The sequence below is a fragment of the Streptomyces sp. NPDC014991 genome, from assembly GCF_043080665.1.
Lineage (GTDB): Bacteria > Actinomycetota > Actinomycetes > Streptomycetales > Streptomycetaceae > Streptomyces.
In genome coordinates this window covers 104604-131419 of sequence record NZ_JBIBVY010000013.1, presented here as the reverse complement: position 1 = coordinate 131419, position 26816 = coordinate 104604, and the positions used below count along the sequence as shown (strand labels likewise).

General features: G+C 71.2%; 21 protein-coding genes and 1 riboswitch. Of the genes, 18 read left to right on the top strand and 3 right to left on the bottom strand.

Annotated features, from left to right (window positions below):
- The first annotated feature begins 4 nt into the window (after nt 1-4).
- The 14 genes from ACF1BE_RS21430 to recQ all read left to right on the top strand — a co-directional run bounded on the left by ACF1BE_RS21430 (nt 5) and on the right by recQ (nt 17954).
- Complete coding sequence (locus tag ACF1BE_RS21430) at nt 5-559, top strand: NADH-quinone oxidoreductase subunit B family protein (RefSeq protein WP_318201968.1); 555 nt, start codon at nt 5-7, stop codon at nt 557-559.
- Complete coding sequence (locus ACF1BE_RS21425) at nt 556-1335, top strand: NADH-quinone oxidoreductase subunit C (RefSeq protein WP_392200596.1); 780 nt, start codon at nt 556-558, stop codon at nt 1333-1335. Before ACF1BE_RS21430 ends, ACF1BE_RS21425 begins: the two co-directional genes overlap by 4 nt.
- A complete protein-coding gene (locus ACF1BE_RS21420; RefSeq protein ID WP_392200595.1) occupies nt 1332-2672 on the top strand; it encodes an NADH-quinone oxidoreductase subunit D in 1341 nt (446 codons plus the stop codon). The genes ACF1BE_RS21425 and ACF1BE_RS21420 overlap by 4 nt, the downstream gene beginning before the upstream one ends.
- Nucleotides 2669-3556 (top strand): NADH-quinone oxidoreductase subunit NuoE, encoded by an 888-nt coding sequence (nuoE, locus tag ACF1BE_RS21415; RefSeq protein ID WP_392200594.1) that lies wholly within the window; start codon nt 2669-2671, stop codon nt 3554-3556. Before ACF1BE_RS21420 ends, nuoE begins: the two co-directional genes overlap by 4 nt.
- Entirely contained in the window at nt 3556-4902 is a 1347-nt protein-coding gene (gene nuoF / locus ACF1BE_RS21410; RefSeq protein ID WP_392200593.1) for an NADH-quinone oxidoreductase subunit NuoF, read from the top strand. The genes nuoE and nuoF overlap by 1 nt, the downstream gene beginning before the upstream one ends.
- On the top strand, nt 4899-7403 hold the full coding sequence (locus ACF1BE_RS21405; protein ID WP_392200592.1) for an NADH-quinone oxidoreductase subunit G: 2505 nt from the start codon (nt 4899-4901) through the stop codon (nt 7401-7403). Before nuoF ends, ACF1BE_RS21405 begins: the two co-directional genes overlap by 4 nt.
- On the top strand, nt 7400-8764 hold the full coding sequence (gene nuoH / locus ACF1BE_RS21400; protein WP_392200591.1) for an NADH-quinone oxidoreductase subunit NuoH: 1365 nt from the start codon (nt 7400-7402) through the stop codon (nt 8762-8764). Before ACF1BE_RS21405 ends, nuoH begins: the two co-directional genes overlap by 4 nt.
- Nucleotides 8757-9407: an NADH-quinone oxidoreductase subunit NuoI gene (nuoI, locus tag ACF1BE_RS21395; RefSeq protein ID WP_392200590.1), complete on the top strand. Its 651-nt coding sequence runs from the start codon at nt 8757-8759 to the stop codon at nt 9405-9407. Before nuoH ends, nuoI begins: the two co-directional genes overlap by 8 nt.
- On the top strand, nt 9404-10249 hold the full coding sequence (locus tag ACF1BE_RS21390) for an NADH-quinone oxidoreductase subunit J (protein WP_392200589.1): 846 nt from the start codon (nt 9404-9406) through the stop codon (nt 10247-10249). Before nuoI ends, ACF1BE_RS21390 begins: the two co-directional genes overlap by 4 nt.
- Entirely contained in the window at nt 10246-10545 is a 300-nt protein-coding gene (gene nuoK / locus ACF1BE_RS21385; RefSeq protein ID WP_073901863.1) for an NADH-quinone oxidoreductase subunit NuoK, read from the top strand. Before ACF1BE_RS21390 ends, nuoK begins: the two co-directional genes overlap by 4 nt.
- 15 nt (nt 10546-10560) lie before the next feature.
- Entirely contained in the window at nt 10561-12507 is a 1947-nt protein-coding gene (nuoL, locus tag ACF1BE_RS21380) for an NADH-quinone oxidoreductase subunit L (RefSeq protein ID WP_392200588.1), read from the top strand.
- 5 nt (nt 12508-12512) lie between these two features.
- Nucleotides 12513-14084 carry an NADH-quinone oxidoreductase subunit M gene (locus ACF1BE_RS21375; RefSeq protein ID WP_392200587.1) on the top strand — a complete coding sequence of 524 codons (1572 nt, stop codon included), beginning with the start codon at nt 12513-12515 and terminating at the stop codon, nt 14082-14084.
- On the top strand, nt 14081-15730 hold the full coding sequence (nuoN, locus tag ACF1BE_RS21370; RefSeq protein ID WP_392200586.1) for an NADH-quinone oxidoreductase subunit NuoN: 1650 nt from the start codon (nt 14081-14083) through the stop codon (nt 15728-15730). The genes ACF1BE_RS21375 and nuoN overlap by 4 nt, the downstream gene beginning before the upstream one ends.
- A 190-nt stretch (nt 15731-15920) precedes the next feature.
- Complete coding sequence (gene recQ / locus ACF1BE_RS21365) at nt 15921-17954, top strand: DNA helicase RecQ (protein WP_392200585.1); 2034 nt, start codon at nt 15921-15923, stop codon at nt 17952-17954.
- Nucleotides 17955-18039: 85 nt separating this feature from the next.
- Here the strand turns inward: recQ and ACF1BE_RS21360 are convergent, their stop codons facing one another.
- On the bottom strand, nt 18040-18978 hold the full coding sequence (locus ACF1BE_RS21360) for a M56 family metallopeptidase (RefSeq protein WP_392200584.1): 939 nt from the start codon (nt 18976-18978) through the stop codon (nt 18040-18042).
- Between the two features lie 395 nt (nt 18979-19373).
- Nucleotides 19374-20591, bottom strand: a complete 1218-nt coding sequence (gene fahA / locus ACF1BE_RS21355) for a fumarylacetoacetase (RefSeq protein WP_392200583.1) — start codon at nt 20589-20591, stop codon at nt 19374-19376.
- A gap of 249 nt (nt 20592-20840) precedes the next feature.
- Here fahA and ACF1BE_RS21350 point away from each other — a divergent pair, with 249 nt between their 5' ends.
- The 3 genes from ACF1BE_RS21350 to ACF1BE_RS21340 all read left to right on the top strand — a co-directional run bounded on the left by ACF1BE_RS21350 (nt 20841) and on the right by ACF1BE_RS21340 (nt 24349).
- A complete protein-coding gene (locus ACF1BE_RS21350) occupies nt 20841-22103 on the top strand; it encodes an ATP-grasp domain-containing protein (protein ID WP_392200582.1) in 1263 nt (420 codons plus the stop codon).
- A gap of 46 nt (nt 22104-22149) precedes the next feature.
- On the top strand, nt 22150-23352 hold the full coding sequence (locus ACF1BE_RS21345; RefSeq protein WP_392200581.1) for an FAD-dependent oxidoreductase: 1203 nt from the start codon (nt 22150-22152) through the stop codon (nt 23350-23352).
- Between the two features lie 184 nt (nt 23353-23536).
- Nucleotides 23537-24349, top strand: a complete 813-nt coding sequence (locus ACF1BE_RS21340) for an HAD family hydrolase (RefSeq protein ID WP_392200580.1) — start codon at nt 23537-23539, stop codon at nt 24347-24349.
- A gap of 34 nt (nt 24350-24383) precedes the next feature.
- Here ACF1BE_RS21340 and ACF1BE_RS21335 read toward each other — a convergent pair whose 3' ends face one another.
- On the bottom strand, nt 24384-24872 hold the full coding sequence (locus ACF1BE_RS21335) for a transglycosylase SLT domain-containing protein (protein WP_392200579.1): 489 nt from the start codon (nt 24870-24872) through the stop codon (nt 24384-24386).
- A 3-nt stretch (nt 24873-24875) separates the two neighbouring features.
- Nucleotides 24876-25056, bottom strand: a riboswitch (cyclic di-AMP (ydaO/yuaA leader).
- A 590-nt stretch (nt 25057-25646) separates the two neighbouring features.
- Here ACF1BE_RS21335 and ACF1BE_RS21330 point away from each other — a divergent pair.
- Nucleotides 25647-26657: a polyprenyl synthetase family protein gene (locus ACF1BE_RS21330; RefSeq protein WP_361991804.1), complete on the top strand. Its 1011-nt coding sequence runs from the start codon at nt 25647-25649 to the stop codon at nt 26655-26657.
- Nucleotides 26658-26816: the final 159 nt, after the last annotated feature.

Below are 26816 nucleotides of genomic sequence, written 5' to 3'. Positions count from 1 at the left end.
AGACATGGGACTCGAAGAAAAGCTGCCGAGCGGATTCCTGCTCACCACCGTCGAGCAGGCCGCGGGCTGGGTGCGCAAGGCGTCCGTCTTCCCGGCCACCTTCGGCCTCGCCTGCTGCGCCATCGAGATGATGACCACCGGCGCCGGCCGCTACGACCTGGCCCGCTTCGGCATGGAGGTCTTCCGCGGCTCGCCGCGCCAGGCCGACCTCATGATCGTCGCCGGCCGGGTCAGCCAGAAGATGGCGCCGGTCCTGAGGCAGGTCTACGACCAGATGCCCAACCCCAAGTGGGTGATCTCCATGGGCGTCTGTGCCTCCTCGGGCGGCATGTTCAACAACTACGCGATCGTCCAGGGCGTCGACCACATCGTCCCCGTCGACATCTACCTGCCGGGCTGCCCGCCCCGCCCCGAGATGCTGATGGACGCGATCCTCAAGCTCCACCAGAAGATCCGGTCCGCCAAGCTCGGCGTGAACGCCGAGGAAGCGGCCCGCGAGGCGGAGGAGGCGGCGCTCAAGGCCCTGCCCACGATCGAGATGAAGGGGCTGCTGCGGTGAGCGACGCGAACGGCACCCACGGCGCCGGAGCGAACGGCGGCGCCGACGGAGCGAACGGGGTCAACCCCGAGAACGACCTCTCCGCCTCCAACCTCCCCGGCCGGCGCGGCCAGGGCGGCGAGGAGATCCGCGTCCAGCGCGGCATGTTCGGCGCCGGCAACGGCGGCGACACCTCCGGCTACGGCGGCCTGGTCCGCTCGGTCCGCCTCCCGGGACCGGCGACCCGCCCCTACGGCGGCTGGTTCGACGAAGTCGCCGACGAGCTGGAAGGCGCCCTGGAGGAACAGGGACTCCTCCCGGAGAACGCCATCGAGAGGACGGTCGTCGACCGCGGCGAGCTGACCTTCCACATCGAACGCGAGCACCTGCTCCTCGTCGCCCGCACCCTGCGCGACGACCCGGCGCTGCGCTTCGAACTGTGCACCGGCGTCAGCGGCGTCCACTACCCGCAGGACAAGGGCCGCGAACTGCACGCCGTCTACCACCTGCGCTCGATCACCCACAACCGGCTGATCCGCCTCGAAGCCGGCGCCCCCGACAGCGACCCGCGCATCCCGTCCCTGGTCTCCGTCTACCCGACGAACGACTGGCACGAGCGCGAGACCTACGACTTCTTCGGGATCGTCTTCGACGGTCACCCGGCCCTCACCCGGATCATGATGCCGGACGACTGGCAGGGCCACCCCCAGCGCAAGGACTACCCCCTCGGCGGCATCGCCGTCGAGTACAAGGGCGCCCAGATCCCGTCTCCGGACCAGCGGAGGTCGTACTCGTGAGCACGCAGTCAGCATCCGCGGCCTCCGCCGCCTCGGCGCGCGAGACCACCGAGGGCACCGTGTACACGGTCACCGGTGGCGACTGGGACGAGGTCGTCCAGTCCGCGGCCCGCGCCGACGACGAGCGCATCGTCGTCAACATGGGTCCCCAGCACCCGTCCACCCACGGAGTGCTCCGCCTGATCCTGGAGATCGACGGCGAGACGGTCACCGAGGCCCGCTGCGGCATCGGCTACCTGCACACCGGCATCGAGAAGAACCTCGAGTACCGCACGTGGACGCAGGGCACCACCTTCGTCACGCGCATGGACTACCTGACCTCCTTCTTCAACGAGACCGCCTACTGCCTCGCCGTGGAGAAGCTCCTCGGTATCGAGGACAGGATCACCGCACGCGCCACGATCATCCGGGTGCTCCTGATGGAGCTGAACCGGCTCTCCTCCCACCTGGTGTGCATCGCCACCGGCGGCATGGAACTGGGCGCCACCACGATCATGATCTACGGATTCCGTGATCGTGAAATGATTCTCGACCTCTACGAGCTGATCACGGGCCTGCGCATGAACCACGCGTACATCCGGCCCGGCGGACTCGCCCAGGACCTCCCGCCCGGCGCGGTGGACCAGATCCGCGAGTTCGTGAAGAAGATGAACAAGAACCTCCCGGAGTACGACAAGCTCGCCACCGGGAACCCCATCTTCAAGGCCCGCATGCAGGACGTCGGCTACCTCGACCTGGCCGGCTGCATGGCCCTCGGCGCCACCGGCCCGATCCTGCGCTCCACCGGCCTGCCCCACGACCTGCGCAAGGCACAGCCGTACTGCGGCTACGAGACGTACGACTTCGACGTCCCCACCACCGACAGCTGCGACGCCTACGGCCGCTTCCTCATCCGCCTGGAGGAGATGCGCCAGTCCCTCAGGATCATCGAGCAGTGCCTGGACCGGCTCCAGCCCGGCCCCGTCATGGTCGCCGACAAGAAGATCGCCTGGCCCGCCCAGCTCGCCCTGGGACCGGACGGACTCGGCAACTCCCTCGACCACATCAAGAAGATCATGGGCACCTCCATGGAGGCCCTGATCCACCACTTCAAACTGGTCACCGAGGGCTTCCGCGTCCCGCCCGGACAGGCGTACACGGCCGTGGAGTCACCCAAGGGCGAACTCGGCGTGCACGCCGTCTCCGACGGCGGCACCCGCCCCTACCGGGTCCACTTCCGCGACCCGTCCTTCACCAACCTCCAGGCGATGGCGGCGATGTGCGAAGGCGGCCAGGTCGCCGACGTCATCGTCGCCGTCGCATCCATCGACCCCGTGATGGGAGGCGTCGACCGGTGACCACCTCTTCCTCGGAGCGGGGCGTCAGCCTGGGCATGCCCGCACTGCCCGCCCCCGCATACCCGGACGACGTCCGGACCCGGCTCGAGGCGGACGCGCGCGAGGTGATCGCCCGCTACCCCGACTCCCGGTCCGCCCTGCTGCCGCTGCTCCACCTCGTGCAGTCGGAGGAGGGCCACGTCACCCGCACCGGCATGCACTTCTGCGCGGACATGCTCGGCCTGACCACCGCCGAGGTCACCGCGGTCGCCACCTTCTACACCATGTACCGGCGCAAGGCCTCCGGCGACTACCAGGTCGGCGTGTGCACCAACACGCTCTGCGCGGTCATGGGCGGCGACACCATCTTCGAGACCCTCCAGGAGCACCTGGGCGTCGGCAACGGCGGGACCACCGACGACGGCAAGGTCACCCTGGAGCACATCGAGTGCAACGCGGCCTGCGACTTCGCACCGGTCGTGATGGTCAACTGGGAGTTCTTCGACAACCAGACCCCCTCCAGCGCCAAGCGCATGGTCGACGACCTGCGCGCGGGACGCCCCGTACAGCCCACGCGCGGCGCCCGGCTGTGCACCTTCAAGGAGACCGCCCGGATCCTGGCCGGCTTCCCCGACGAGCGGCCCGGGGCCGTCGAGGAGGGCGGCAGCGCGGGACCCGCGTCGCTGGTGGGCCTCCGCCTGGCAAAGGGGGAGACCGCACCCGCGCGCGTGGTGCACCCGCGGGACGGCGGCCCGCACGAGAGGGGAGCGTCCGGGGAACCGCACGACCGGGCGGCGCACGAGCCGTCGCCGGCCGAGCACCTCAGTTCCCATGACGCCCCGCAGGACACATCGGCCTCCGACCCCGCCCACCCGGCAGGGCCCACCGCCGAGGAGGGGGAGTGATGACCGTGGTACCCGAGGTGAAGGACACCAGCCCGGAGAAACTGCTCGCACCCGTACTGTCGGCCTTCTGGGACGAGGACCGGTCCTGGACCCTCGACGTCTACCGGAGGCACGAGGGGTACGAGGGGCTCCGCAAGGCGCTCGCCATGTCCCCCGACGACCTGATCGCGTACGTCAAGGACTCCGGGCTGCGTGGCCGCGGCGGCGCGGGATTCCCGACCGGAATGAAATGGCAGTTCATCCCCCAGGGTGATGGAAAACCGCACTATCTGGTCGTCAACGCCGACGAGTCGGAGCCGGGCACCTGCAAGGACATCCCGCTCCTCTTCGCGAACCCGCACAGCCTCATCGAGGGCATCGTGATCGCGTGTTACGCCATCAGGTCGTCGCACGCCTTCATCTATCTGCGGGGTGAGGTCGTCCCCGTCCTGCGGCGGCTGCACGAGGCCGTGCGCGAGGCCCACGAGGCCGGCTACCTCGGCGAGAACATCCTGGGCAGCGGACTCGATCTCGAACTCACCGTGCACGCGGGCGCCGGCGCGTACATCTGCGGCGAGGAGACCGCGCTGCTCGACTCGCTCGAGGGCCGCCGTGGTCAACCGCGGCTCCGTCCCCCCTTCCCCGCGGTCGAAGGCCTCTACGCCTGTCCGACCGTGGTGAACAACGTCGAGTCGATCGCGTCGGTTCCCGCCATCCTGCGACACGGCAAGGAATGGTTCAGGTCGATGGGCAGTGAGAAGTCCCCGGGCTTCACGCTCTACTCGCTCAGCGGCCATGTCGCGAGCCCCGGCCAGTACGAGGCCCCGCTCGGCATCACGCTCCGCCAGCTCCTCGACATGAGCGGCGGCATGCGGCCCGGACACCGCCTGAAGTTCTGGACGCCGGGCGGCTCCTCGACACCGATGTTCACCGACGAGCACCTCGACGTCCCCCTCGACTACGAAGGGGTGGGCGCCGCGGGCTCCATGCTGGGCACGAAGGCCCTGCAGTGCTTCGACGAGACGACCTGCGTGGTGCGGGCGGTGACCCGCTGGACCGAGTTCTACGCCCACGAGTCCTGCGGCAAGTGCACACCCTGCCGCGAGGGAACGTACTGGCTGGTGCAGTTGCTGCGGGACATCGAGGCCGGCAAGGGCAGCATGTCCGACCTCGACAAGCTCGCCGACATCGCCGACAACATCAACGGCAAGTCCTTCTGCGCCCTCGGTGACGGCGCCGCATCCCCGATCTTCTCCTCGCTCAAGTACTTCCGCGAGGAGTACCAGCAGCACATCACGGGCCGGGGCTGCCCCTTCGACCCGGCCAAGTCCACGGCCTGGGCGGACCGCCCGGAGGTGAACGCATGACCGTGACCACCAGCGCCCCCACCGGAGGGGGCCGGCCGGCGGTTCCACCGGAGGACCTCGTCACCCTGACGATCGACGGCGCCGAGATCAGCGTGCCCAAGGGCACCCTGGTCATCCGGGCCGCCGAGCAGCTCGGCATCGAGATCCCGCGGTTCTGCGACCACCCCCTGCTGGACCCGGCCGGCGCCTGCCGCCAGTGCATCGTCGAGGTCGAGGGCCAGCGCAAGCCCATGGCGTCCTGCACGATCACGTGCACCGACGGCATGGTCGTCAAGACCCACCTCACCTCACCGGTCGCCGAGAAGGCCCAGCACGGGGTGATGGAGTTGCTGCTCATCAACCATCCGCTGGACTGCCCGGTCTGCGACAAGGGCGGGGAGTGCCCGCTCCAGAACCAGGCCATGTCGCACGGCAACGCCGAGTCCCGCTTCGAGGGCAGGAAGCGCACCTACGAGAAGCCCGTAGCGATCTCCACCCAGGTGCTGCTCGACCGCGAGCGGTGCGTACTGTGCGCCCGCTGCACCCGCTTCTCCAACCAGGTCGCGGGCGACCCGATGATCGAGCTGGTCGAGCGGGGCGCGCTGCAACAGGTCGGGACCGGCGAGGGCGACCCGTTCGAGTCGTACTTCTCCGGCAACACCATCCAGATCTGCCCGGTCGGCGCCCTCACCTCGGCGGCCTACCGTTTCCGCTCCCGCCCCTTCGACCTGATCTCCTCACCCTCGGTCTGCGAGCACTGCTCCGGCGGCTGCGCCACCCGCACCGACCACCGGCGCGGCAAGGTCATGCGGCGGCTCGCCGCCGACGACCCCGAGGTCAACGAGGAGTGGATCTGCGACAAGGGACGCTTCGCGTTCCGGTACGCGCAAGCACGCGACCGGCTCGAAACCCCGCTGGTCCGCAACGCCGACGGTGTCCTGGAACCCGCCTCCTGGCCCGAGGCGCTGGAAGCGGCCGCACAGGGCCTGAGCGCCGCCCGCTCCCGGGCCGGCGTCCTCACCGGCGGCCGGCTCACCGTCGAGGACGCCTACGCGTACAGCAAGTTCGCGCGCGTCGCCCTCGACACGAACGACATCGACTTCCGCGCGCGCGTGCACAGCGGCGAGGAGGCCGACTTCCTGGCGGCCCGGGTGGCCGGCCGCGGCCGTGACCTCGACGGCACGGGCGTCACGTACACCTCCCTGGAGAACGCGCCCGCCGTCCTGCTCGTCGGTTTCGAGTCGGAGGAGGAGGCGCCCGGCGTCTTCCTGCGGCTGCGCAAGGCCTGGCGCAAGCGCAAGCAGCGGGTGTTCTCGCTGGCCACACACGCCACCCGGGGCCTGGAGAAGGCGGGCGGCATGCTGCTGCCGGCCGCGCCCGGCACCGAGCCCGAGTGGCTGGACGCCCTCGCCGACGGCGTCGGCCTGGAGGAGCCCGGCTCCCACGCCGCCGAGGCGCTGCGCACACAGGGTGCGGTCATCGTCGTGGGCGAGCGCCTGGCCGGCGTCGCCGGCGGCCTCACCGCCGCCCTGCGCGCCGCGACCGCGACCGGCGCCGAACTGGTGTGGGTCCCGCGCCGGGCCGGCGAGCGCGGCGCGATCGAGGCAGGTGCGCTGCCGTCGCTGCTGCCGGGAGGCCGCCCCGCGACCGACCCGCGCGCCCGGGAGGAGGTCGCCACCGTCTGGGGCGTCGCCGAACTCCCGCTGCGCCACGGCCGCGACACCCACCAGATCGTGGAGGCCGCCGCCGGCGGTGAACTGTCCGCGCTCCTGGTCGCCGGTGTGGAGGTCACCGACCTTCCCGACCCGGCACGCGCGCGTGAGGCCCTCGCGAACGTCGGCTTCCTGGTGTCGCTCGAACTGCGGCCCAGCGAGGTCACCGAGCACGCCGACGTCGTCCTGCCGGTCGCCGCGGTCCCCGAGAAGGCGGGCACCTTCCTCAACTGGGAGGGCAGGGCGCGCTTCTTCGAGGCCGCACTCAAGCCCGACCAGATGACCCGCCGGCCGGCACCCGCCGACACGCGCGTCCTGCACATGCTCGCCGACGCCATGGACGTCCACCTGGGGCTGCCCGACCTGCGCACCACGCGCGCGGAGATCGACCGGCTCGGCCCCTGGAACGGCCCCGGCGCCGCCGCACCCACGCAGTCCGCGGGCGTACTGCCCCGCCCGGCCGCCGGCGAGGCCGTGCTCGCCGGGCACCGGCTGCTGCTCGACCGGGGCGTCCTCCAGGAGGGCGACGAGGCGCTCGCCGGCACCCGGCACGCCGCACGCGCGCGCGTGTCCGCCGCGACGGCCGCCGAGGCCGGCGTCGACAACGGCGGCCTCCTGGCCGTCACCGGCCCCGCCGGCTCCGTGGAACTGCCCCTCCAGGTCACCGACATGCCCGACCGGGTGGTCTGGCTCCCGCTGAACTCCACCGGCACCGGCGTGGCCTCCGGCACCGGGGCCCGGCCCGGCTCCCTCGTCCGCATCGGCCCGGCGGCACGCGCCGGCGAGGCCCCCAAGGAGGTGGAGGCATGAGCGGGTACCTCGCCGCTGAAGACCTCTCGATGTTCGGCCGCGACCCCTGGTGGCTGGTCGTCGTCAAGGCGGTCTTCTGCTTCGCGTTCCTGATGGTGACCGTACTGTTCTCCATCGTCTGGGAACGCAAGGTCGTCGCCTGGATGCAGCTGCGCATCGGCCCCAACCGGCACGGCCCCTGGGGCATGCTCCAGTCGCTCGCCGACGGCGTGAAGCTGATGCTCAAGGAAGACCTCGTCGTCAAGCGCGCGGACAAGGTCGTCTACGTCCTCGCGCCGGTCGTCGCGGCCATCCCGGCCTTCATGGCGATCGCGGTGATCCCCTTCGGGCCGGCCGGCAACGAGATCTCGATCTTCGGCCACCGCACCGCGATGCAGCTGACCGACCTGCCGATCGCGATGCTCTACATCCTCGCGATCGCCTCCGTCGGCATCTACGGCATCGTCCTGGCGGGCTGGAGCTCCGGCTCCACCTACCCGCTGCTGGGCGGCCTGCGCTCCTGCGCCCAGATGATCTCCTACGAGATCGCCATGGGCGCCGCGTTCGCCTCCGTCTTCCTGTACTCGGGCTCGATGTCGACGTCCACGATCGTGGCGCAGCAGCACGACCGCTGGTACATCGCGCTGCTGCCGGTCTCCTTCATCCTCTACATCGTCACGATGGTCGGCGAGACCAACCGCGCCCCCTTCGACATGCCGGAGTCCGAGGGCGACCTGGTCGGCGGCTTCAACACCGAGTACTCGTCCATCAAGTTCGCGATGTTCATGCTCGCCGAGTACGTCAACATGGTGACCGTCTCCGCCGTGTCGACCACCCTGTTCCTCGGCGGCTGGCGCGCCCCCTGGCCGATCAGCGGCTTCTGGGCGGGCGCGAACCACGGCTGGTGGCCGCTGCTCTGGTTCGTCATCAAGGTGCAGCTGCTGCTGTTCTTCTTCATCTGGCTGCGCGGCACGCTGCCCCGCGTCCGCTACGACCAGCTGATGAAGCTCGGCTGGAAGGTCCTCATCCCGGTCTCCGTGACCTGGCTGATGCTGGTCGCGACCGTACGGGCCCTGCACAACGAGAACTACGACTTCGCCGACATCGCCCTCTACGTGGGCGGCGGTGTCCTCGCCCTGCTCCTGATCTCCTTCATCGCCGACATGTTCCGCGACAAGGCGAAGAGCGCCGGAGAACCCGCCGAGCAGCCGGCGGCCTTCGACCCGATGGCGGGCGGATTCCCCGTACCGCCGCTGCCCGGACAGGAGCTGCCGCCGGTGCCGAGGCGCCGCCCGCACCGCGAGCGTGAGCTGATTGTCAGTGGTGGACCGGACACTGTCAGTGACGGATCTACGGATGGAAAGGAGGCGTCCGATGGCTGAGGAGCCTCAGGAGGCCGGGCACACCGAGCCCGGCTTCCAGAACCCCGTCGCCGGCTTCGGCGTGACCTTCAAGGCCATGTTCAAGAAGCGGCTGACCGAGCAGTACCCGGAGCAGAAGAAGACCACGGCTCCGCGGTTCCACGGACGGCACCAGCTCAACCGCCATCCGGACGGCCTGGAGAAGTGCGTCGGCTGCGAGCTGTGCGCCTGGGCCTGCCCCGCCGACGCCATCTACGTCGAGGGCGCCGACAACACCGACGAGGAGCGCTACTCGCCGGGCGAGCGGTACGGCCGCGTCTACCAGATCAACTACGCCCGCTGCATCCTGTGCGGCCTGTGCATCGAAGCGTGCCCCACGCGCGCGCTGACGATGACCAACGAGTTCGAACTGGCCGACTCCAGCCGCGCCAACCTCATCTACACCAAGGAGCAGCTGCTCGCCGGTCTCGAGGACGGCATGGTCGACACGCCCCACCCGATCTTCCCGGGCACGGACGAACAGGACTACTACCGCGGGCTGGTGACACAGGCCGCGCCCGGCACGGTCCGGCAGACCGCCGTCTCCAGGGGCGAGGTCCCGCAGGAGGCCACGTCCACCTTCGGCGAGGAGGAGCCGGCCTCGGAGAAGGTGATCGGCGGATGAACGCGCAGCACCTCGTCGCCTACGCGACCTCCACCGGTGAGGCCTTCCAGTTCTGGGTCCTCGGCACGGTCGCGGTGATCGGCGCCCTGTGCACCGTCTTCATGAAGAAGGCCGTGCACAGCGCGCTCTGTCTCGCCGGCACGATGATCGTCCTGGCGGTCTTCTACCTCGCCAACGGCGCCTACTTCCTCGGGATCGTCCAGATCGTCGTCTACACCGGCGCGATCATGATGCTGTTCCTGTTCGTGGTGATGCTCGTCGGCGTCACGGCCGCGGACTCGCTGAAGGAGACCATCAAGGGCCAGCGCTGGCTGGCCCTCGTGTGCGGGGTCGGCTTCGGCGTCCTGCTGTTCGCCGGCATCGCGAACGCCTCCCTGACGGAGTTCGCCGGCACCGGCGGGGCGAACGCGAACGGCAACGTGGAGGGCCTCGCGACCCTCATCTTCACCAAGTACGTCTTCGCCTTCGAGATCACCGGCGCCCTGCTGATCACGGCCGCCGTCGGCGCCATGGTGCTCACCCACCGCGAGCGCACCGCACCCGCCAGGACCCAGCGCGAGCTGTCCGAACAGCGCATCCGCGAGGGCACGCACATTCCGCCGCTGCCCGCTCCCGGTGTCTACGCCCGGCACAACGCCGTGGACGTCGCGGGCCTGCTCCCCGACGGCACCCCCTCCGAGCTGACCGTCAGCAAGACGCTGCGCGAGCGCGGCCAGGTCCGTGACGTGTCCGCGGAGGCGCTGAACGACCTGCGGGCGCTGGAACAGCGGGCCGAGGAGCGCCTGGAGCGCAGGCGGGTCGAACCGGCGACGTTCAAGCGGCCCGAGGAGGCGTCCAAGTGAACCCGGTCAACTACCTCTACCTCGCCGCCCTGCTGTTCACGATCGGCGCGACGGGCGTACTGATCCGGCGCAACGCCATCGTGGTCTTCATGTGCATCGAGCTGATGCTGAACGCCTGCAACCTCGCGTTCGTCGTCTTCTCCCGGATGCACGGCAACCTCGACGGCCAGATCATCGCCTTCTTCACGATGGTCGTCGCCGCCGCGGAGGTCGTGGTGGGCCTCGCGATCATCGTGTCGCTGTTCCGTACCCGCCACTCGGCCTCGGTCGACGACGCCAGCCTGATGAAGCTGTAAGGGGTCGGAAGAATCGTGGAGAACCTGATCGCGCTGCTCATCGCGGCGCCCCTGCTCGGAGCGGCCGTCCTCCTGGTCGGCGGCCGGCGCCTCGACCGCGCCGGCCACTGGATCGGCACGCTGCTGTCGACCGCCTCCTTCGTGTTCGGCGTCGTCCTCTTCGCCGACCTGCTCGGCAGGGGCGCCGAACACCGCACGCTGACCCAGCACCTGTGGACGTGGATCTCGGTCGGCAGCTTCCAGGCGGACGTCACCTTCCGCCTGGACCAGCTGTCGATGACGTTCGTGCTGCTGATCACGGGCGTCGGCTCGCTGATCCACCTGTACTCGGTCGGGTACATGGAGCACGACGAGCGCCGCCGCCGCTTCTTCGGCTATCTGAACCTCTTCCTCGCGGCGATGCTGCTGCTCGTCCTCGCCGACAACTACCTGCTGCTCTACGTCGGCTGGGAGGGCGTCGGCCTCGCCTCGTACCTGCTGATCGGCTTCTGGCAGCACAAGCCCAGCGCCGCCACCGCCGCGAAGAAGGCCTTCCTGGTCAACCGCGTCGGCGACATGGGCCTGTCGATCGCGATCATGCTGATGTTCACCACCTTCGGCAGCTTCGCCTTCGGCCCGGTCCTCAGCCACACCGGTGACGCCTCCGAGGGCAAGCTCACCGCGATCGGGCTGATGCTGCTGCTCGCCGCCTGCGGCAAGTCCGCCCAGGTGCCGCTCCAGTCCTGGCTCGGGGACGCCATGGAGGGCCCGACACCGGTCTCGGCCCTGATCCACGCGGCGACCATGGTGACCGCGGGTGTCTACCTGATCGTCCGCTCCGGGGCGCTCTTCGACGCCGCCCCCGACGCCCAGCTGGCCGTCACCGTCGTCGGCGCGGTCACGCTGCTGTTCGGTGCGATCGTCGGTTGCGCCAAGGACGACATCAAGAAGGCGCTGGCCGGCTCGACCATGTCGCAGATCGGCTACATGGTCCTCGCGGCCGGCCTCGGCCCCATCGGCTACGTCTTCGCGATCATGCACCTGGTGACGCACGGCTTCTTCAAGGCCGGCCTGTTCCTGGGCGCCGGCTCGGTCATGCACGGCATGAACGACGAGGTGGACATGCGCAAGTACGGCGGCCTGCGCAGGTACATGCCGGTCACCTTCGTCACCTTCGGCCTCGGCTACCTCGCCATCATCGGCTTCCCCGGCCTGTCCGGCTTCTTCTCCAAGGACAAGATCATCGAGGCGGCCTTCGCCAAGGGCGGCACCGAAGGCTGGATCCTCGGCGGCACGGCCCTGCTCGGCGCGGCCATCACCGCCTTCTACATGACGCGCGTGATGCTGATGACCTTCTTCGGAGAGGAGCGCTGGAAGAACCGACCCACTCGCTCCCCCGAGGCGCCGAGCGCCGAGCCCGTCGCCGAGCACCGCGGCGAGCACGCGGAGCCGCACCCGCACGAGTCCCCGAAGGTCATGACGATCCCGATGATCGTGCTGGCCGTCGGCTCGGTCTTCGCCGGTGGCTTCTTCAGCATCGGCGACCGCTTCCTGCACTGGCTTGAGCCGGTCACCGGCCACCAGGAGGGCGACTCGCCGGTCAGCGCGGGCGTGGTCACCGGGGCCACCATGGTCTGCCTGGTCATCGGCGTCGCCATCGCCTGGGCCCTGTACGGCCGCAGGCCCGTCCCGGCCGTCGCCCCGCGCGGCTCCCTGCTCACCCGCGCGGCCCGCCGCGACCTGCTCCAGGACGACTTCAACCACGTCGTCCTGGTGCGCGGCGGCGAGCACCTGACGCGCTCCCTGGTCTACGTCGACCACACCCTGGTCGACGGCGTCGTCAACGGCACAGCGGCCGGCTTCGGCGGCCTGTCCGGCCGGCTGCGCCGGCTCCAGAACGGCTTCGCCCGCTCCTACGCGGTGTCGATGTTCGGCGGCGCGGCACTCCTGGTCGCCGCGACCCTGCTGATGAGGGCGGTCTGATACCGATGTCCTTTCCTCTGCTGACAGCGACGGCGGCGCTCCCGGCCCTCGGGGCCGTCGCCACGGCCGCCGTACCGGCCACCCGGCGCACCGCCGCCAAGTGGCTGGCGCTGGTCGTCTCGCTCGCCACGCTCGTCCTGGCCGTCACCGTCCTGGTCCGCTTCGACCCGGACGGCGCCCGCTACCAGCTCACCGAGTCCCACGCCTGGATCAGCGACTTCGGGGTCAGGTACGAGCTGGGCGTCGACGGCATCGCGGTCGCGCTGCTCGCGCTGACCGCCGTCCTGATGCCGTTCATCATCCTGGCCGGCTGGCACGACGCGGACCCGCTGGAGACCGGCAACCGCCGCTGGCGGCCCACCCAGGGCTTCTTCGCGCTGATCCTGGCGGTCGAGGCGATGGTGGTCATCTCCTTCGAGGCCACCGACGTCTTCCTCTTCTACATCTTCTTCGAAGCCATGCTCATCCCGATGTACTTCCTCATCGGCGGTTTCGGGGACCGTGCCCACGAGCACGGCGAGGAGGCGGCGGCCACGCAGCGGTCGTACGCAGCGGTGAAGTTCCTGCTCTACAACCTGGTCGGCGGCCTGATCATGCTGGCCGCGGTGATCGGCCTCTACGTGGTGGCCGGGAACTTCAGCCTCCAGCAGATCGCCGAGGCCCGCGCGAGCGGCTCGCTGCACATGGCGACCAGCACGGAGCGCTGGCTCTTCCTCGGCTTCTTCTTCGCCTTCGCGGTCAAGGCGCCGCTGTGGCCCCTGCACACCTGGCTGCCCAACGCCATGCAGGAGTCCACCGCCCCGGTCGCCGTCCTCATCACCGCGGTCGTCGACAAGGTGGGCACCTTCGCGATGCTCCGCTTCTGCCTCCAGCTGTTCCCGCAGGCCAGCAAGTGGGCGACGCCCGTCATCCTCGTCCTGGCGCTCGTCAGCATCCTCTACGGCGCGCTGCTCGCCGTCGGCCAGCGGGACATCAAACGCCTGGTGGCCTACGCGTCGATCTCGCACTTCGGCTTCATCATCATGGGCATCTTCGCGATGACCAGCCAGGGCCAGTCGGGCGCCACCCTCTACATGGTCAACCACGGCATCTCCACGGCCGCGCTGATGCTGGTCGCCGGATTCCTGATCTCCCGGCGCGGCTCGCGGCTCATCGCCGACTACGGAGGCGTGCAGAAGGTGGCCCCGGTACTCGCCGGCACCTTCCTGATCGGCGGCCTCGCCACCCTCTCGCTGCCCGGCCTCGCGCCGTTCGTCAGTGAGTTCCTGGTCCTGGTCGGCACGTTCACCCGCTACCCGGTGATCGGCGTGATCGCCACCCTCGGCATCGTCCTCGCCGCGCTCTACACCCTCGTCCTGTACCAGCGGACGATGACGGGACCGGTGAAACCCGCGGTGGCGGCGATGCCCGACCTCCGCGTGCGCGAGCTGGTGGTCGTCGCACCGCTGATCGCGCTGCTGATCGTGCTGGGCGTCTACCCGAAGCCCGTCACCGACATAGTCAATCCGGCGGTCAAGCAGACCATGTCCGACGTCCAGAAGAAGGACCCCAAGCCCGAGGTGGAGGCGGCCAAGTGAGCGCAGCAGCCGTCCACAGCCTGTGGACAACCGCGGTCGACCCGATCGCGAAGATCGACGCGCCGAAGATCGAATACGGACAGCTGTCACCGGCCCTGATCGTCATCGGCGCGGCGCTGGCCGGGGTGCTCGTCGAGGCGTTCGTACCGCGCAGGTCCCGCTACCACGCACAGCTGATCCTGTCCGCCGCGGCCCTGTGCGCCGCGTTCGCCGCGGTCGTCGCGCTCGCGGCCGGCGGGTACGGCACCACGAAGGCGCACATCGCGGCCATGGGCGCGATCGCGGTCGACGGCCCGGCCCTCTTCCTCCAGGGCACGATCCTGCTGGCCGGCCTGGCCGGCCTGTTCACCTTCGCCGAGCGGCGCCTGGACCCGGCCGCACACGGCAACCGCGTCGACTCCTTCGCCGCGCAGGCCGCCGCCGTACCCGGCAGCGACAACGAGCAGGCAGCGGTGAAGGCCGGGTTCGCCACCACGGAGGTCTTCCCGCTCCTCCTCTTCGCGGTCGGCGGCATGCTGGTCTTCCCGTCGGCCAACGACCTGCTGACCCTCTTCGTGGCCCTGGAGGTCCTCTCCCTGCCGCTGTACCTGCTGTGCGCACTGGCCCGCCGCAAGCGGCTGATGTCACAGGAGGCCGCGGTCAAGTACTTCCTGCTGGGCGCGTTCGCCTCCGCGTTCACCCTGTTCGGCATCGCCCTGCTGTACGGCTACGCCGGCTCGGTGTCGTACGCGCGCATCGCCCAGGTCGTCGACGGCACCGCCACCGACGTGGACCCGGCACTCGCCGGCACCATGGGCAACGACGCGCTGCTGCTGATCGGCTCCGCCATGATCGTGATGGGACTGCTGTTCAAGGTGGGCGCGGTGCCGTTCCACATGTGGACGCCCGACGTCTACCAGGGCGCGCCCACCCCCGTGACCGGCTTCATGGCGGCGGCGACGAAGGTGGCCGCGTTCGGCGCGCTCCTGCGTCTGCTGTACGTCGTCCTGCCCGGGCTGCGCTGGGACTGGCGGCCGGTCATGTGGGCCGTGGCCGTCATCACCATGCTGGGCGGTGCGATCGTCGCCATCACCCAGACCGACATCAAGCGGCTGCTGGCGTACTCGTCCATCGCGCACGCCGGCTTCATCCTCGCGGGCGTCATCGCCACGTCGAAGGAGGGGGTGTCGTCCGTCCTCTTCTACCTGGCCGGCTACTCCTTCGTGACGATCGGCGCGTTCGCCGTGGTCACGCTCGTCCGCGACGCGGGCGGCGAGGCGACCCACCTGTCCAAGTGGGCGGGGCTGGGCCGCCGCTCACCGCTGGTGGCGGCCGTCTTCGCGGTGTTCCTGCTGGCCTTCGCCGGCATCCCGCTGACCTCGGGCTTCGCCGGGAAGTTCGCCGTGTTCAAGGCGGCGGCGGACGGCGGGGCGGCCCCGCTGGTCGTGGTCGGTGTGATCTCCTCGGCGATCGCCGCCTTCTTCTACATCCGGGTGATCGTCCTGATGTTCTTCAGCGAGCCCCGGCCCGACGGCCCCACCGTCGCCGTGCCGTCACCGCTGACCATGGTCGCGATCGGCATGGGAGTGGCGGTGACCCTGGTCCTCGGTGTGGCTCCGCAGTACTTCCTGGACCTGGCCGGCCAGGCCGGAGTCTTCGTCCGCTGATCCCCGGCCCGTGCCCGCCGCTGCCCGGCACCCTCGCTCCGAGGGCGCCGGGCAGCGGCACGTGCGGATCACCGCGGATCACCATTCCGGGGCCGAGGCTGTGGATAACTCCGGCGCTGTCGGTCCGGGCCCCTATGGTTGAGGCAGCGGTCGAGAGACGACACACGGGGGACCGACGGGGGCCAGGACGATGCGCGCGACGGGCGGGATCAGTGAGATGCCACAGGTGACCGAGGGGCCGGGCACGGCCGACAGCGAGGCGCTGGCCACCGACAGCGAGGCACTGGCCACGCTGCACCGGGTCTTCGGATACGGCGCCTTCCGGGGCGAGCAGCAGGCCGTCATCGAGCACGTGGTCGCGGGCGGCGACGCCCTCGTCCTCATGCCGACCGGCGGCGGCAAGTCGCTGTGCTACCAGATCCCGGCCCTGGTCCGGCCCGGCACCGGCGTGGTGGTCTCCCCGCTGATCGCCCTCATGCAGGACCAGGTGGACGCCCTGCGCGCCCTCGGTGTCCGCGCCGGATTCATGAACTCCACCCAGGACTTCGACGAGCGGCGCACGGTCGAGGCCGAGTTCCTCGCCGGTGAGCTGGACCTGCTGTACCTGGCGCCGGAGCGGCTGCGCCTGGACGCCACGCTGGACCTGCTCTCCCGCGGCAAGATCTCCGTCTTCGCCATCGACGAGGCACACTGCGTGGCCCAGTGGGGCCACGACTTCCGCCCCGACTACCTCTCCCTCTCCCTGCTCGGCGAGCGCTGGCCGGACGTCCCGAGGATCGCCCTCACCGCCACGGCCACCCGGGCCACCCACCAGGAGATCACCGAGCGGCTGAACCTGCCGGCGGCCCGCCACTTCGTCGCCAGCTTCGACCGGCCCAACATCCAGTACCGGATCGTGCCCAAGGCCGACCCCAGGAAACAGCTGCTGACCTTCCTCCGGGAGGAGCACCCGGGCGACGCCGGCATCGTGTACTGCCTCTCGCGCAACTCGGTCGAGCGCACGGCGGAGTTCCTGACCGCCAACGGCATCGCGGCGGTGCCCTACCACGCGGGCCTGGACGCCCGGGTCCGCGCCGACCACCAGTCGCGGTTCCTGCGCGAGGACGGCCTGGTGGTGGTGGCGACCATCGCCTTCGGCATGGGCATCGACAAGCCGGACGTCCGCTTCGTCGCGCATCTGGACCTGCCCAAGTCCATCGAGGGTTACTACCAGGAGACCGGCCGCGCGGGCCGCGACGGACTGCCGTCCACGGCGTGGATGGCGTACGGCCTCAACGACGTCATACAGCAGCGCAAGCTCATCCAGTCCGGCGAGGGCGACGAGGCGTTCCGCCGCCGCGCCGCCGCCCACCTCGACGCCATGCTCGCCCTGTGCGAGACGGCCCAGTGCCGCCGCAGCCAGTTGCTCGCCTACTTCGGCCAGGACCCCGAGCCGGTGGCCTGCGGCAACTGCGACACCTGCCTGACCCCGCCGGAGACCTGGGACGGCACCGTCGCCGCGCAGAAGGTGCTGTCCACCGTCGTGCGGCTGCAGCGGGAGCGCGGACAGAAGTTCGGCGCGGTCCAGATCATCGACATCCTGCTCGGCAAGCGCACCGCCAAGGTGATCCAGTTCGATCACGACCAGCTGTCCGTCTTCGGCATCGGCCAGGACCTCACCGAGGGCGAATGGCGGGGCGTGGTCCGCCAGTTGCTCGCCCAGGGCCTGCTCGCGGTCGAGGGGGAGTACGGCACCCTGACGCTCACCGAGGCGAGCGGTTCGGTGCTGCGGCGGGAGCGCGAGGTGCCGCTGCGCAAGGAGCCGAAGAAGCCGGCCGTCGCCCGGTCGCGGTCGGGCAGCGCCTCCGGTGGCGACCGCAGGGCCAGAGCCGCCGCGGCCGAGCTGCCCGGGGAACTGCTCCCCGCCTTCGAGGCCCTGCGGGCCTGGCGGGCCGAACAGGCCCGGGAACAGGGCGTCCCGGCGTACGTCATCTTCCACGACGCCACCCTGCGGGAGATCGTCACCCAGCGGCCGGCTTCGGTGCGTGAACTGGGCACGGTGAACGGCGTCGGCGAGAAGAAGCTGGTGACGTACGGGGAAGGCGTACTGGAGGTCCTGGCCTCTCTGAACGGGTCGGCCCCGGGCGCCACCGCCCCGGCCGCCGCCACCGCGGGGGGCGCCCCGTCCCCGGACGACGACTGGCCCGAGCCGGGGGACGAGCCGGAGCCCGACGACTGGATGTAGCCGGTACGGGCCCCGAGCCCGGCGGACCCGCGCCGGATGCCGGCTGTCGCTGGTCGCCGGGCAGGCTCCGCCACCCGGCAGACGGTCAGGACAGTGCCGTCAGACCCGGCGCGAAAGTGATCAGCAGCGGCACCAGCGGCACCAGCGCGGCCACCGCCGACGTCAGGGCCCGGTGCCGGCGCAGCAGCCGTGGTGGCGGCTCCAGCAGGCGGTCCACGCGTTCGCCGAGCAGACGGCGGCTGGAGTCGCAGGACAGGACACCCCGGTGCTGGTTCAGCTCGATCAGCGCCAGGGCCGTGGTGAGGTGCCCGCAGCGCCGGGACGCCGTGTCGTCGGCGGCCAGTTCGACCAGGCGGTGCGTCTGGTCGCAGAAGTGGGCGAAGAGCGGCACGCGCGGGAAGCCCGTGGCCAGCGCGGCGGACAGGTGCAGCAGCCAGTCGTGGTGGGCGCGGGCGTGGCCGCGTTCGTGGGTGAGGACGGCGTCCAGCTGGTGGTCGGTGAGGCGGTGCAGCGCCCCCGTGGTGACGACCAGCTGCGGCGGGTGTCCGGGCAGCCACCAGGCGTCCGGGTACTCGTCCTCCAGTACCAGCATCGGCCCGCGCGCCGCCGGCAGTCCGGCCGGCAGGTCGGGGGCGCGTTCCCGCAGTTGCGCCCTGGTCCGGCCGCGGCTGCGGCGGGCCTCGACGAGTTCCCGGCCCAGCATGGCCGTCGTCCAGGCGGCCCCGCAGGCCAGCAGCATGGTGAGCGCGGCGGCCCACGCCGGCGCGGCGGACAGGTCGTACGCGGCGGTGACGGCGGGCGGCGCGGGTGCGAACACACGGTCGCGGACGGTGTGGAAGACGGCCGCCGTGCCGAGGACCAGCGCGGTCAGGCAGCACAGCAGGACGGTGGCGACCAGGCACTGCCACACCCACAACGCGACCACGGGGTCCCGCTCGGGCCAGGCGGCGCGGGTCAGCGCGCGCGGTGCCGGCACGGCGGCCGTCAGGGCGACGACGCTCAGCAGGAGCAGGCAGACGGTCATGCCGGGGCTCCGGTTCTCGGTCGGAGAGGCGTGCGGGTGTCGGTGGTGCCGGGCACGCGGCGGGCGGCTGCGCGCCGCGTGGGGTGCATGTCCCTGCCAGTATGACGAAGACGGGCGCTCGGAGTCAGGTGTCGGCGCCGATCCGGCCGGACCGCGCCCGCGCGCGTGGGCGGCTTCCGCGGTGTCACGCGCGCGAGCCCGCGCCGTGCCGGACGCCGTGGAGGCGGCGCCCGGCAGCGATGCGGGCCCGGTCGGCCGAAGGCCGCGACGACGGCCGGCAAGGCCGCGCGACGGCCGGGCGCCCGGGCCGGGAGGACGGCGAGGAGGCCGAGCGTCGGCACAGCGCGGTGGGGCCGGTGTACGGGGTCAGCCGCCCGGGGCCGCTGACCCGGGTGTCACGCCGTCACGACCCGTCCGGTGACCTCGCCCAGTCCCACCCGGCGTCCGTCCGCGCCGGGAGCCCATGCCGTGAACGTCACCACGTCGCCGTCCTCCAGGAACGTCCGCTTGCCGTCCGGCAGTTCGAGGGGGTCACGGCCGTTCCAGGTCAGCTCCAGCAGTGAGCCGCGCTGGTGCTCGGCCGGCCCGCTCACCGTGCCGGAGCCGTACAGGTCGCCGGTGCGCAGCGGGGCGCCGTTGACCGTCATGTGGGCGAGCTGCTGGGCGGCGGTCCAGTACATGGTGGAGAACGGCGGCTCCGAGACCACGTGGTCGTTGATCGCGACGGAGATGCGCAGGTCGTAACCGCCGGGATCCACGCCGGGCGCCGTGTCGTCCAGGTAGGGCAGCAGGGGGTGCGTGCGCTCCGGGGGTGCCACGCGCGCGTGCTCCAGTGCTTCCAGCGGGGTGATCCACGCCGACACCGAGGTGGCGAAGGACTTGGCGAGGAAGGGGCCGAGGGGGACGTACTCCCAGGCCTGGATGTCCCGCGCGGACCAGTCGTTCAGCAGGCACAGCCCGAAGACATGCTCCCGGAAGTCACCGAGCCCGACCGGACGGCCCGGCTGCGAGGGAGCGCCCACGACGAAGCCGACCTCGGCCTCGATGTCCAGCCGTACCGACGGGCCGAAGACGGGCGCCGGGTCGCCCGGGCCCTTGCGCTGTCCGGACGGCCGCACGACGTCCGTGCCCGAGACCACCACCGTGCCGGCGCGCCCGTGGTAACCGACCGGGAGGTGCTTCCAGTTGGGCATGAGGGAGTCCGCGGCGTCCGGGCGGAAGATCCGGCCGGCGTTGCGGGCGTGGTGCTCCGAGGCGTAGAAGTCGACGTAGTCCGCCACCTCGAAGGGCAGGTGCAGGGTCACCTCGGACAGGGGGCGGAACAGCGGCTCGACCGTGGCGCGGTGCGCGGGGTCCGTCACCCAGGAGACGAGGTCGCGCCGTACGTCCGACCAGGTGTCCCGGCCGGCGGCCAGCAGCGGGTTGAGGGTGGGCCCGTCGAGCAGCGAGCGGTGGGGCGAGCCGAGTACCGCGGCGGCGCCGCCCACGTCGAGGACGTGGTCCCCGAGCCGGACTCCGATCGTCCGCTCGGTGCTGCCGGCGGGCGAGAACACGCCGTAGGGAAGGTTGTGCGGGCCGAAGGGGTCGCCCTCGGGGACGTCGAAGGGGGGCATGGGGTGCTGCCTCGCTCTCATCCAGGCCATGCATGGCGCTGCGTTCCATGTGGTCGCGCCACACGTTACGGCCGATCCACGTGTCTTGGGCAGTGCCTTCCAAGGCGCCTGGGAGGTTGCCCGCTCAGTGTCTAAAGAGTTCGCAATGTCCGGATAAATCTTGTCGGAGGCGGTAGTTCCGGCTTAGCGTCCTTTCGGGACGCGGACGGGGCGGATCCGTTCCGACGAGGGGGACACGTGGGGGGACCCGTGGCCGAAGACGCCGCCGGCACGCCGTGGACGGCCGACCGCGACGTGCCGGGCCTGATCGTCAAGTTCGGCCACTATCCGCTGCACCACGGCGGCGTCGGTGTGATCCGCAGCCTGGGCCGCCTGGGTGTGCCCATGTACGCGATCACCGAGGACCCGTACACGCCGGCGGCCTCCTCCCGGTACCTGAGGAAGGCGTTCGTGTGGCCGACGACCGGTGCGGAGGACCCGGGCCACCTGGTGGAGGGCCTGTTGCGGATCGGCCGCCGGATCGGCCGCCCGGCCGTCCTGATCCCGACGGACGAGGAGGCCGCCGTCCTGATCGCCGAGCACCAGGACCACCTGGCCGGCTCCTTCCTCTTCCCGCGCGTGGACCCGGTGCTGCCGCGCCGGCTGGCCAGCAAGCAGGGGCTGCACGAACTGTGCGCGGAGCACGGCGTCGCGAGCCCCACGGCCGCGTTCCCACGGTCGTACCAGGACGTCGTCGCCTTCGCGGACCGCACACGTTTCCCGGTGGTGGCCAAGAACCGTGAGGCGTTCGTGCGGCGCAGGCAGCCCGCGGTGAACGGCACCACGAGGATCGGTACGCGCGAGGGACTGCTCAGCCTGGCCCGCGGCTGGGGCGGGGAGCCCGGCGTCATCCTCCAGGAGTACCTGCCGCGCGAGGACGCGGAGGACTGGATCGTGCACGCCTGCTTCGACCAGGACTCCAGCCCGCTCGCCCTGTTCACCGGCGTCAAGGTGCGCTCCTGGCCGCCGCACGCCGGCATGACGGCGAACGCGTACGTCGTCGACAACCCGGAACTCGCCGGGCTCGCCGCGCGTTTCGTCAAGCAGATCGGCTTCAGCGGCGTCATCGACCTCGACCTGCGCTTCGACCGGCGCGACGGACGGTACAAGCTCCTCGACTTCAACCCGCGCGTGGGCGCCCAGTTCCGGCTCTTCGAGAACGAGTCGGGCGTGGACGTCGTGCGCGCGCTGCACCTGCACCTGACCGGCCGCGCCGTCCCGCAGGGGGAACAGCGCTCCGGCCACCGCTACATCGTGGAGAACATCGACCTCCCCGCCCTCCTCGCCTACCACCGCAGCGGTTACACGACACCGCACGCACCGGTGCGGGCGAGCGGGACGGAGCTGGCCTGGTTCGCGGGTGACGACCCGCTGCCGTTCCTCACGATGCTCGCCCGCTTCGTGCGCCCGGGCGCGAAGCACCTTGGTCAACTGTGGCGGACCCACCGCCGCGGAAGTACGGCCACGAAGTAGGCAAGGCCACGACGGTGTGGCGCACCGCGTCCTGGGGAGGGACTTCGTGATTCGACCGGTTGCAGTCATCGGGGCGGGGCCGTTCGGCCTGTCCACCGCCGCGCATCTGCGGGCACGCGGCATCCCCGTCCGCGTCTTCGGCGAGCCCATGGTCAGCTGGCGTGAGCACATGCCGGAGGGCATGCTCCTCAAGTCGACGCCCGCCGCCTCGAACCTCGACTGCCCCCAGCCCGGCCACACCCTCGCCGACTACTGCGACGCGGCCGGCGTCCGCCGCCTGGTGAGCGACGAGGACATCATCCCGGTGGAGACGTTCACCGCCTACGGCGAGTGGTTCCAGCAGAGGCTGGTCCCCGGCCTGGAGCGGGTGCGTGTCGTCTCGGCCGACCGGGACCCGGGCGGCGGTTTCACCCTCGGGCTGGACTCCGGGGAGGTGTTCACCGCGCGCGCGGTCGTCGTCGCCACCGGTCTGGCCGGGCTCGCCCACCTGCCGCCGGAGCTGGCGGGAGCGGCGACCGGCGGACCGTCCCCGTCCGGTCCCGTCTCGCACAGCTCCCAGCACCACGACCTCGGCCGGTTCGCCGGCCGGGAACTGATCGTCATCGGCGCCGGGCAGTCCGCGCTGGAGACGGCGACGCTCGCGGCCGAAGCGGGTGCGCGCGTGCGCGTGGTCGCGCGCGGACGCGGGCGGGTCGCCTTCGGCAGTCCGCCCTGGCAGCAGCCGGCGTTCCGGCCGCGCTCCCCGTTCGGCCGCGCCTGGTCGCTGTGGGCGCTCAGCCACCACCCGCACCCGTACCGCTTCCTGCCCGAGGCCGCCCGCCACTACCTGGTCCGCCGGGTCCTCGGCCCGCTCGGCGCCTGGTGGCTGCGCGAACGTTTCGAGAGCGGTGTGCGGGTGCGGGACGTCGAGCGGGTGGTGGGCGCCGAGGCCCCGGACGGCAGCCCCGTGCTCACCGTCCGCACCCACGCCGGGCGGACCGAGCGGCTCACCGCCGACCACGTCATCGCCGCCACCGGCTACCGCGTCGATCTCGCGGCGATGGACTTCCTCGGCCACGGACTGCGCACCCGGCTGGCGGTGAGCCGCGGCACGCCCCGACTCGGCCCCGGTTACGTCTCCTCCGTACCGGGTCTGTACTTCACCGGCCTGCCGGCGGCGTCCTCGTACGGGCCGGTGATGCGCTTCGTCTGCGGTACGGAGTTCGCCTCCCCGCGTCTGGCGAGGCACCTGGCGGCGGCCCACGGGTGAGGCGTTGCGTCCGGGCCCGTCACCCGTTCCGCCTCCGTCCGGGCAGCCGGTGCCGAAGCCGCCGGGGCCCACCGTCCAGGGGCCCGCAGGGACCAGCCGGAACCGGCCGGTTGGGGCCGGTCAGCACGTAAGTGCCAGTAGGGACAGGTGAGTCGGCGGGGTGCGGTGTCCGTATTCTCTGATCATGGCACCCACCCCCGCGTACGCCCTGATCGCCACCGACCTGGACGGGACGCTGCTGCGCGGCGACGACACCGTCTCCGACCGGTCGCTCGCCGCGCTCGCGCGGGTGGCGCGGGCCGGTGCCCGTCACCTGGTGGTGACGGGCCGTCCCGCCCCGCGGGTACGGCCGCTCCTTGCGCACCTCGGCTGCACGGGGCTCGCGGTGTGCGGGCAGGGCGCGCAGCTCTACGACGCCGGGACCGGCCGCCTGCTGTGGTCGGTCCGGCTGGACCGGGAGCTGGCGGAGACCGCGCTCGGCAAGATCGAGGCGGAGGTGGGGCAGGTCTTCGCGGCGGTCGACCAGGACGGCGTGGACGGCCTCACGCTCATCGAGCCCGGCTACCGGATGCCCCATCCGACGCTGCCCGCGCTGCGGGTCCGCCGGCGGGACGACCTGTGGCGCGCGCCCATCAGCAAGGTGCTGCTGCGTCATGCCGCCCTGTCCGACGACGACCTGGCGGCCGTGGCGCGTGCGGTGGTGGGCTCGCTGGCGACGGTCACGATGTCGGGGCCGGGGACCGTGGAGCTCCAGCCGAGCGGGGTGACCAAGGCGACGGGGCTGGCGCTGGCCGCCGAGCGGCTGGGGATCGGGGCCGGACGGGCCCTCGCCTTCGGTGACATGCCCAACGACATCCCGATGTTCGAGTGGGCCGGCCACGGCGTCGCGATGGCCAACGCCCACGCCGAGCTCAGGGCGGTCGCGGACGAGGTCACCTCGTCCAACGAGGACGACGGCATCGCCGTCGTCCTCGAGAGACTGTTCCCGGCCGACTGACCGGGATGTCAGCAGCGCCCGCCGCCGGTGCCGGTCAGTACGCGCCGAACACGTTGTCGATCGAGCCGTACCGCGCGGCCGCGTAGTTGCAGGCGGCGGTGATGTTCGCGACCGGGTCGTAGATGTCGAACGACGTTCCGGCCACGTGGTAGGCCTTGAAGGTGGGGTCGATGACCTGGAGCAGGCCCTTGGACGGGATGCCCGCGGCCGCGTTGGAGTCCCACAGGTTGATGGCGGCCGGGTTGCCCGACGACTCGCGGATGATGTTGCGGTAGATGCCGTTGTAGGTGCCCGGGATGCCCTTCTGAGCCATGATCGCGAGCGACTCGCGGATCCAGCCGTCGAGGGTGTTCGGGTAGCCGGCGGGGGTGCCGGCGGCCGTCACGGCGGTGGTGGTGGCCGCGGCGGCGCTGGTGGCGCCGACGAGCGGCAGTGCGAGGAGGGCGGCGCCGGTGCCCGCGGCGGCGAGGGCGCGGACGAGGCGGCTGTTGCGGTGGCGGCGGTACTGAACGGCGGCAGACATGGGTGTTCCTCTCCGACGCCTGCGAGGTGAGCTGTCGGGTTCGGGCGGGGAGGCGCCCGGCCGCGCCCTGGAGAAGGCACGGCTTCACCCCTAGCCGTTCCGGCGCGGCGTGTGCCGTGCCGGAACGGCGGCTTACCTGGGTCCCCCGCTCCTGCCGTACGAATGAGTTCGTGGATGGGTGATGTGGGCGGCGGCAGGATTAGGCGTCCGCCCGACGGCCGGGAACGTATGCGAGAGCACATGTCGGGAACAAGTGCCGGAATCACACAACGCACTATTTGACCTTGATCGACGCTGTATGGGGCACTTGATCCTTTGCGGCTGCCAACCCTCAACTCGCCTATGGCGCAGGGGCTCGGGAGGGTGTGGGCGTGCGGATCGGCCGGACCGGCGCGTGACCCAATTCACGAAATAGCAAATCGCTCCAAAACGGACAAGAAGGGAATCGGGGCGTTCCGGTCCTGAAGTCCGGTGGCGGGGGAACCGGGATCGGGCGCACGTCATTGCCGCGGGTGCGGGCGGTTGGCCGAAAGGGGGCGGGCGGAAGAAGTGGAGACATTACGACACCGTAGGCAAATTACCGTTAAGTCGATAAATGTCCCTTCTTACCACCCGATCACACTCCTGCCCGCTCTGATCTGATACCGCCCAGGCTGGACCGGTGGGCGCTATCGGTGATCGAAAGAGGACCGGATACGCTGAGTTGAGTGAGGGCAGCGACCTATCGACAAACCGTGTGATCGCCAGCAGACAGCAGCAGACAGGAGACCCCTCGTGACCGTCGTCGGGCCGTTTGGGCTGAGCGTGCGGGACCAGGCTCTGGAAGCCGATGTCCAGGCCGGATTGACGGCTGTCGAGGAAGGCTTGCTCGAGGCCACCAAGAGCGAGGTCCCGTTCATCACGGAGGCCGCGCAGCACCTCGTACGGGCCGGTGGGAAGCGGTTCAGGCCGCTGCTCGTGATGCTCGCGGCACAGTTCGGCGACCCCTACGCGCCGGGTGTCGTACCCTCCGCCGTGGTCGTGGAGCTGACCCATCTGGCCACGCTGTACCACGACGACGTGATGGACGAGGCGGCCGTGCGGCGCGGCGTGGCCAGCGCCAACACGCGCTGGGGCAACTCCGTCGCGGTCCTCACCGGCGACTTCCTCTTCGCCCGCGCCTCCCAGATCCTCGCCGACCTCGGGCCCGAGGCGGTCCGGGTGCAGGCCCTGGCGTTCGAACGACTGGTAACCGGCCAGATTCTGGAGACCGCGGGCCCCTCGGACGGCCGCGACCCGGTCGAGCACTACCTGGACGTGCTCGGCGGCAAGACGGGCTCCCTGGTGGCGGTGTCGTGCCGGTTCGGCGCGATGATGTCCGGCGCCGACGAGAGGGTCGTCGACGTGCTCACCCAGTACGGCGAACGGCTGGGCGTCGCCTTCCAGCTCGCCGACGACGTCCTGGACATCGCCTCCGACTCCCACGAGTCCGGCAAGACCCCGGGCACCGACCTGCGCGAGGGCATCCCCACCCTCCCCGTGCTCCGGCTGCGCGAGCGGGCCGCCCGGCTGGGCCGGTCCGAGGACCTCGCGCTGTGCGAGCTGCTGGACTCCGACCTCAGCGACGACGCCCGGCACGCCGAGGCGCTGACCGCGCTGCGCGCGCATCCCGCGCTGGAACAGGCCCGCCGGGACACCGTGCGGTACGCGGAGGAGGCGCGGGCCGCGCTGGCGCCGCTGCGCGAGTGCGACGCCAAGGCGGCGCTGCTGGAGCTGTGCGACGCGGTGGTGCACCGCGCCGGCTGAACCGGCCCGGCACCCCTTCGGGCGGCGTCTTCCGTACGACCCCTACGGGTCGGGGGAGATGCCGCCTTCGTATGTCATACCGCAGGCGTACACGGAGTTGGCCCCGAGGGCTGACGCTTCCGTGCGGCCGATTTGGTCAGATGGTCACTACGGAAAACA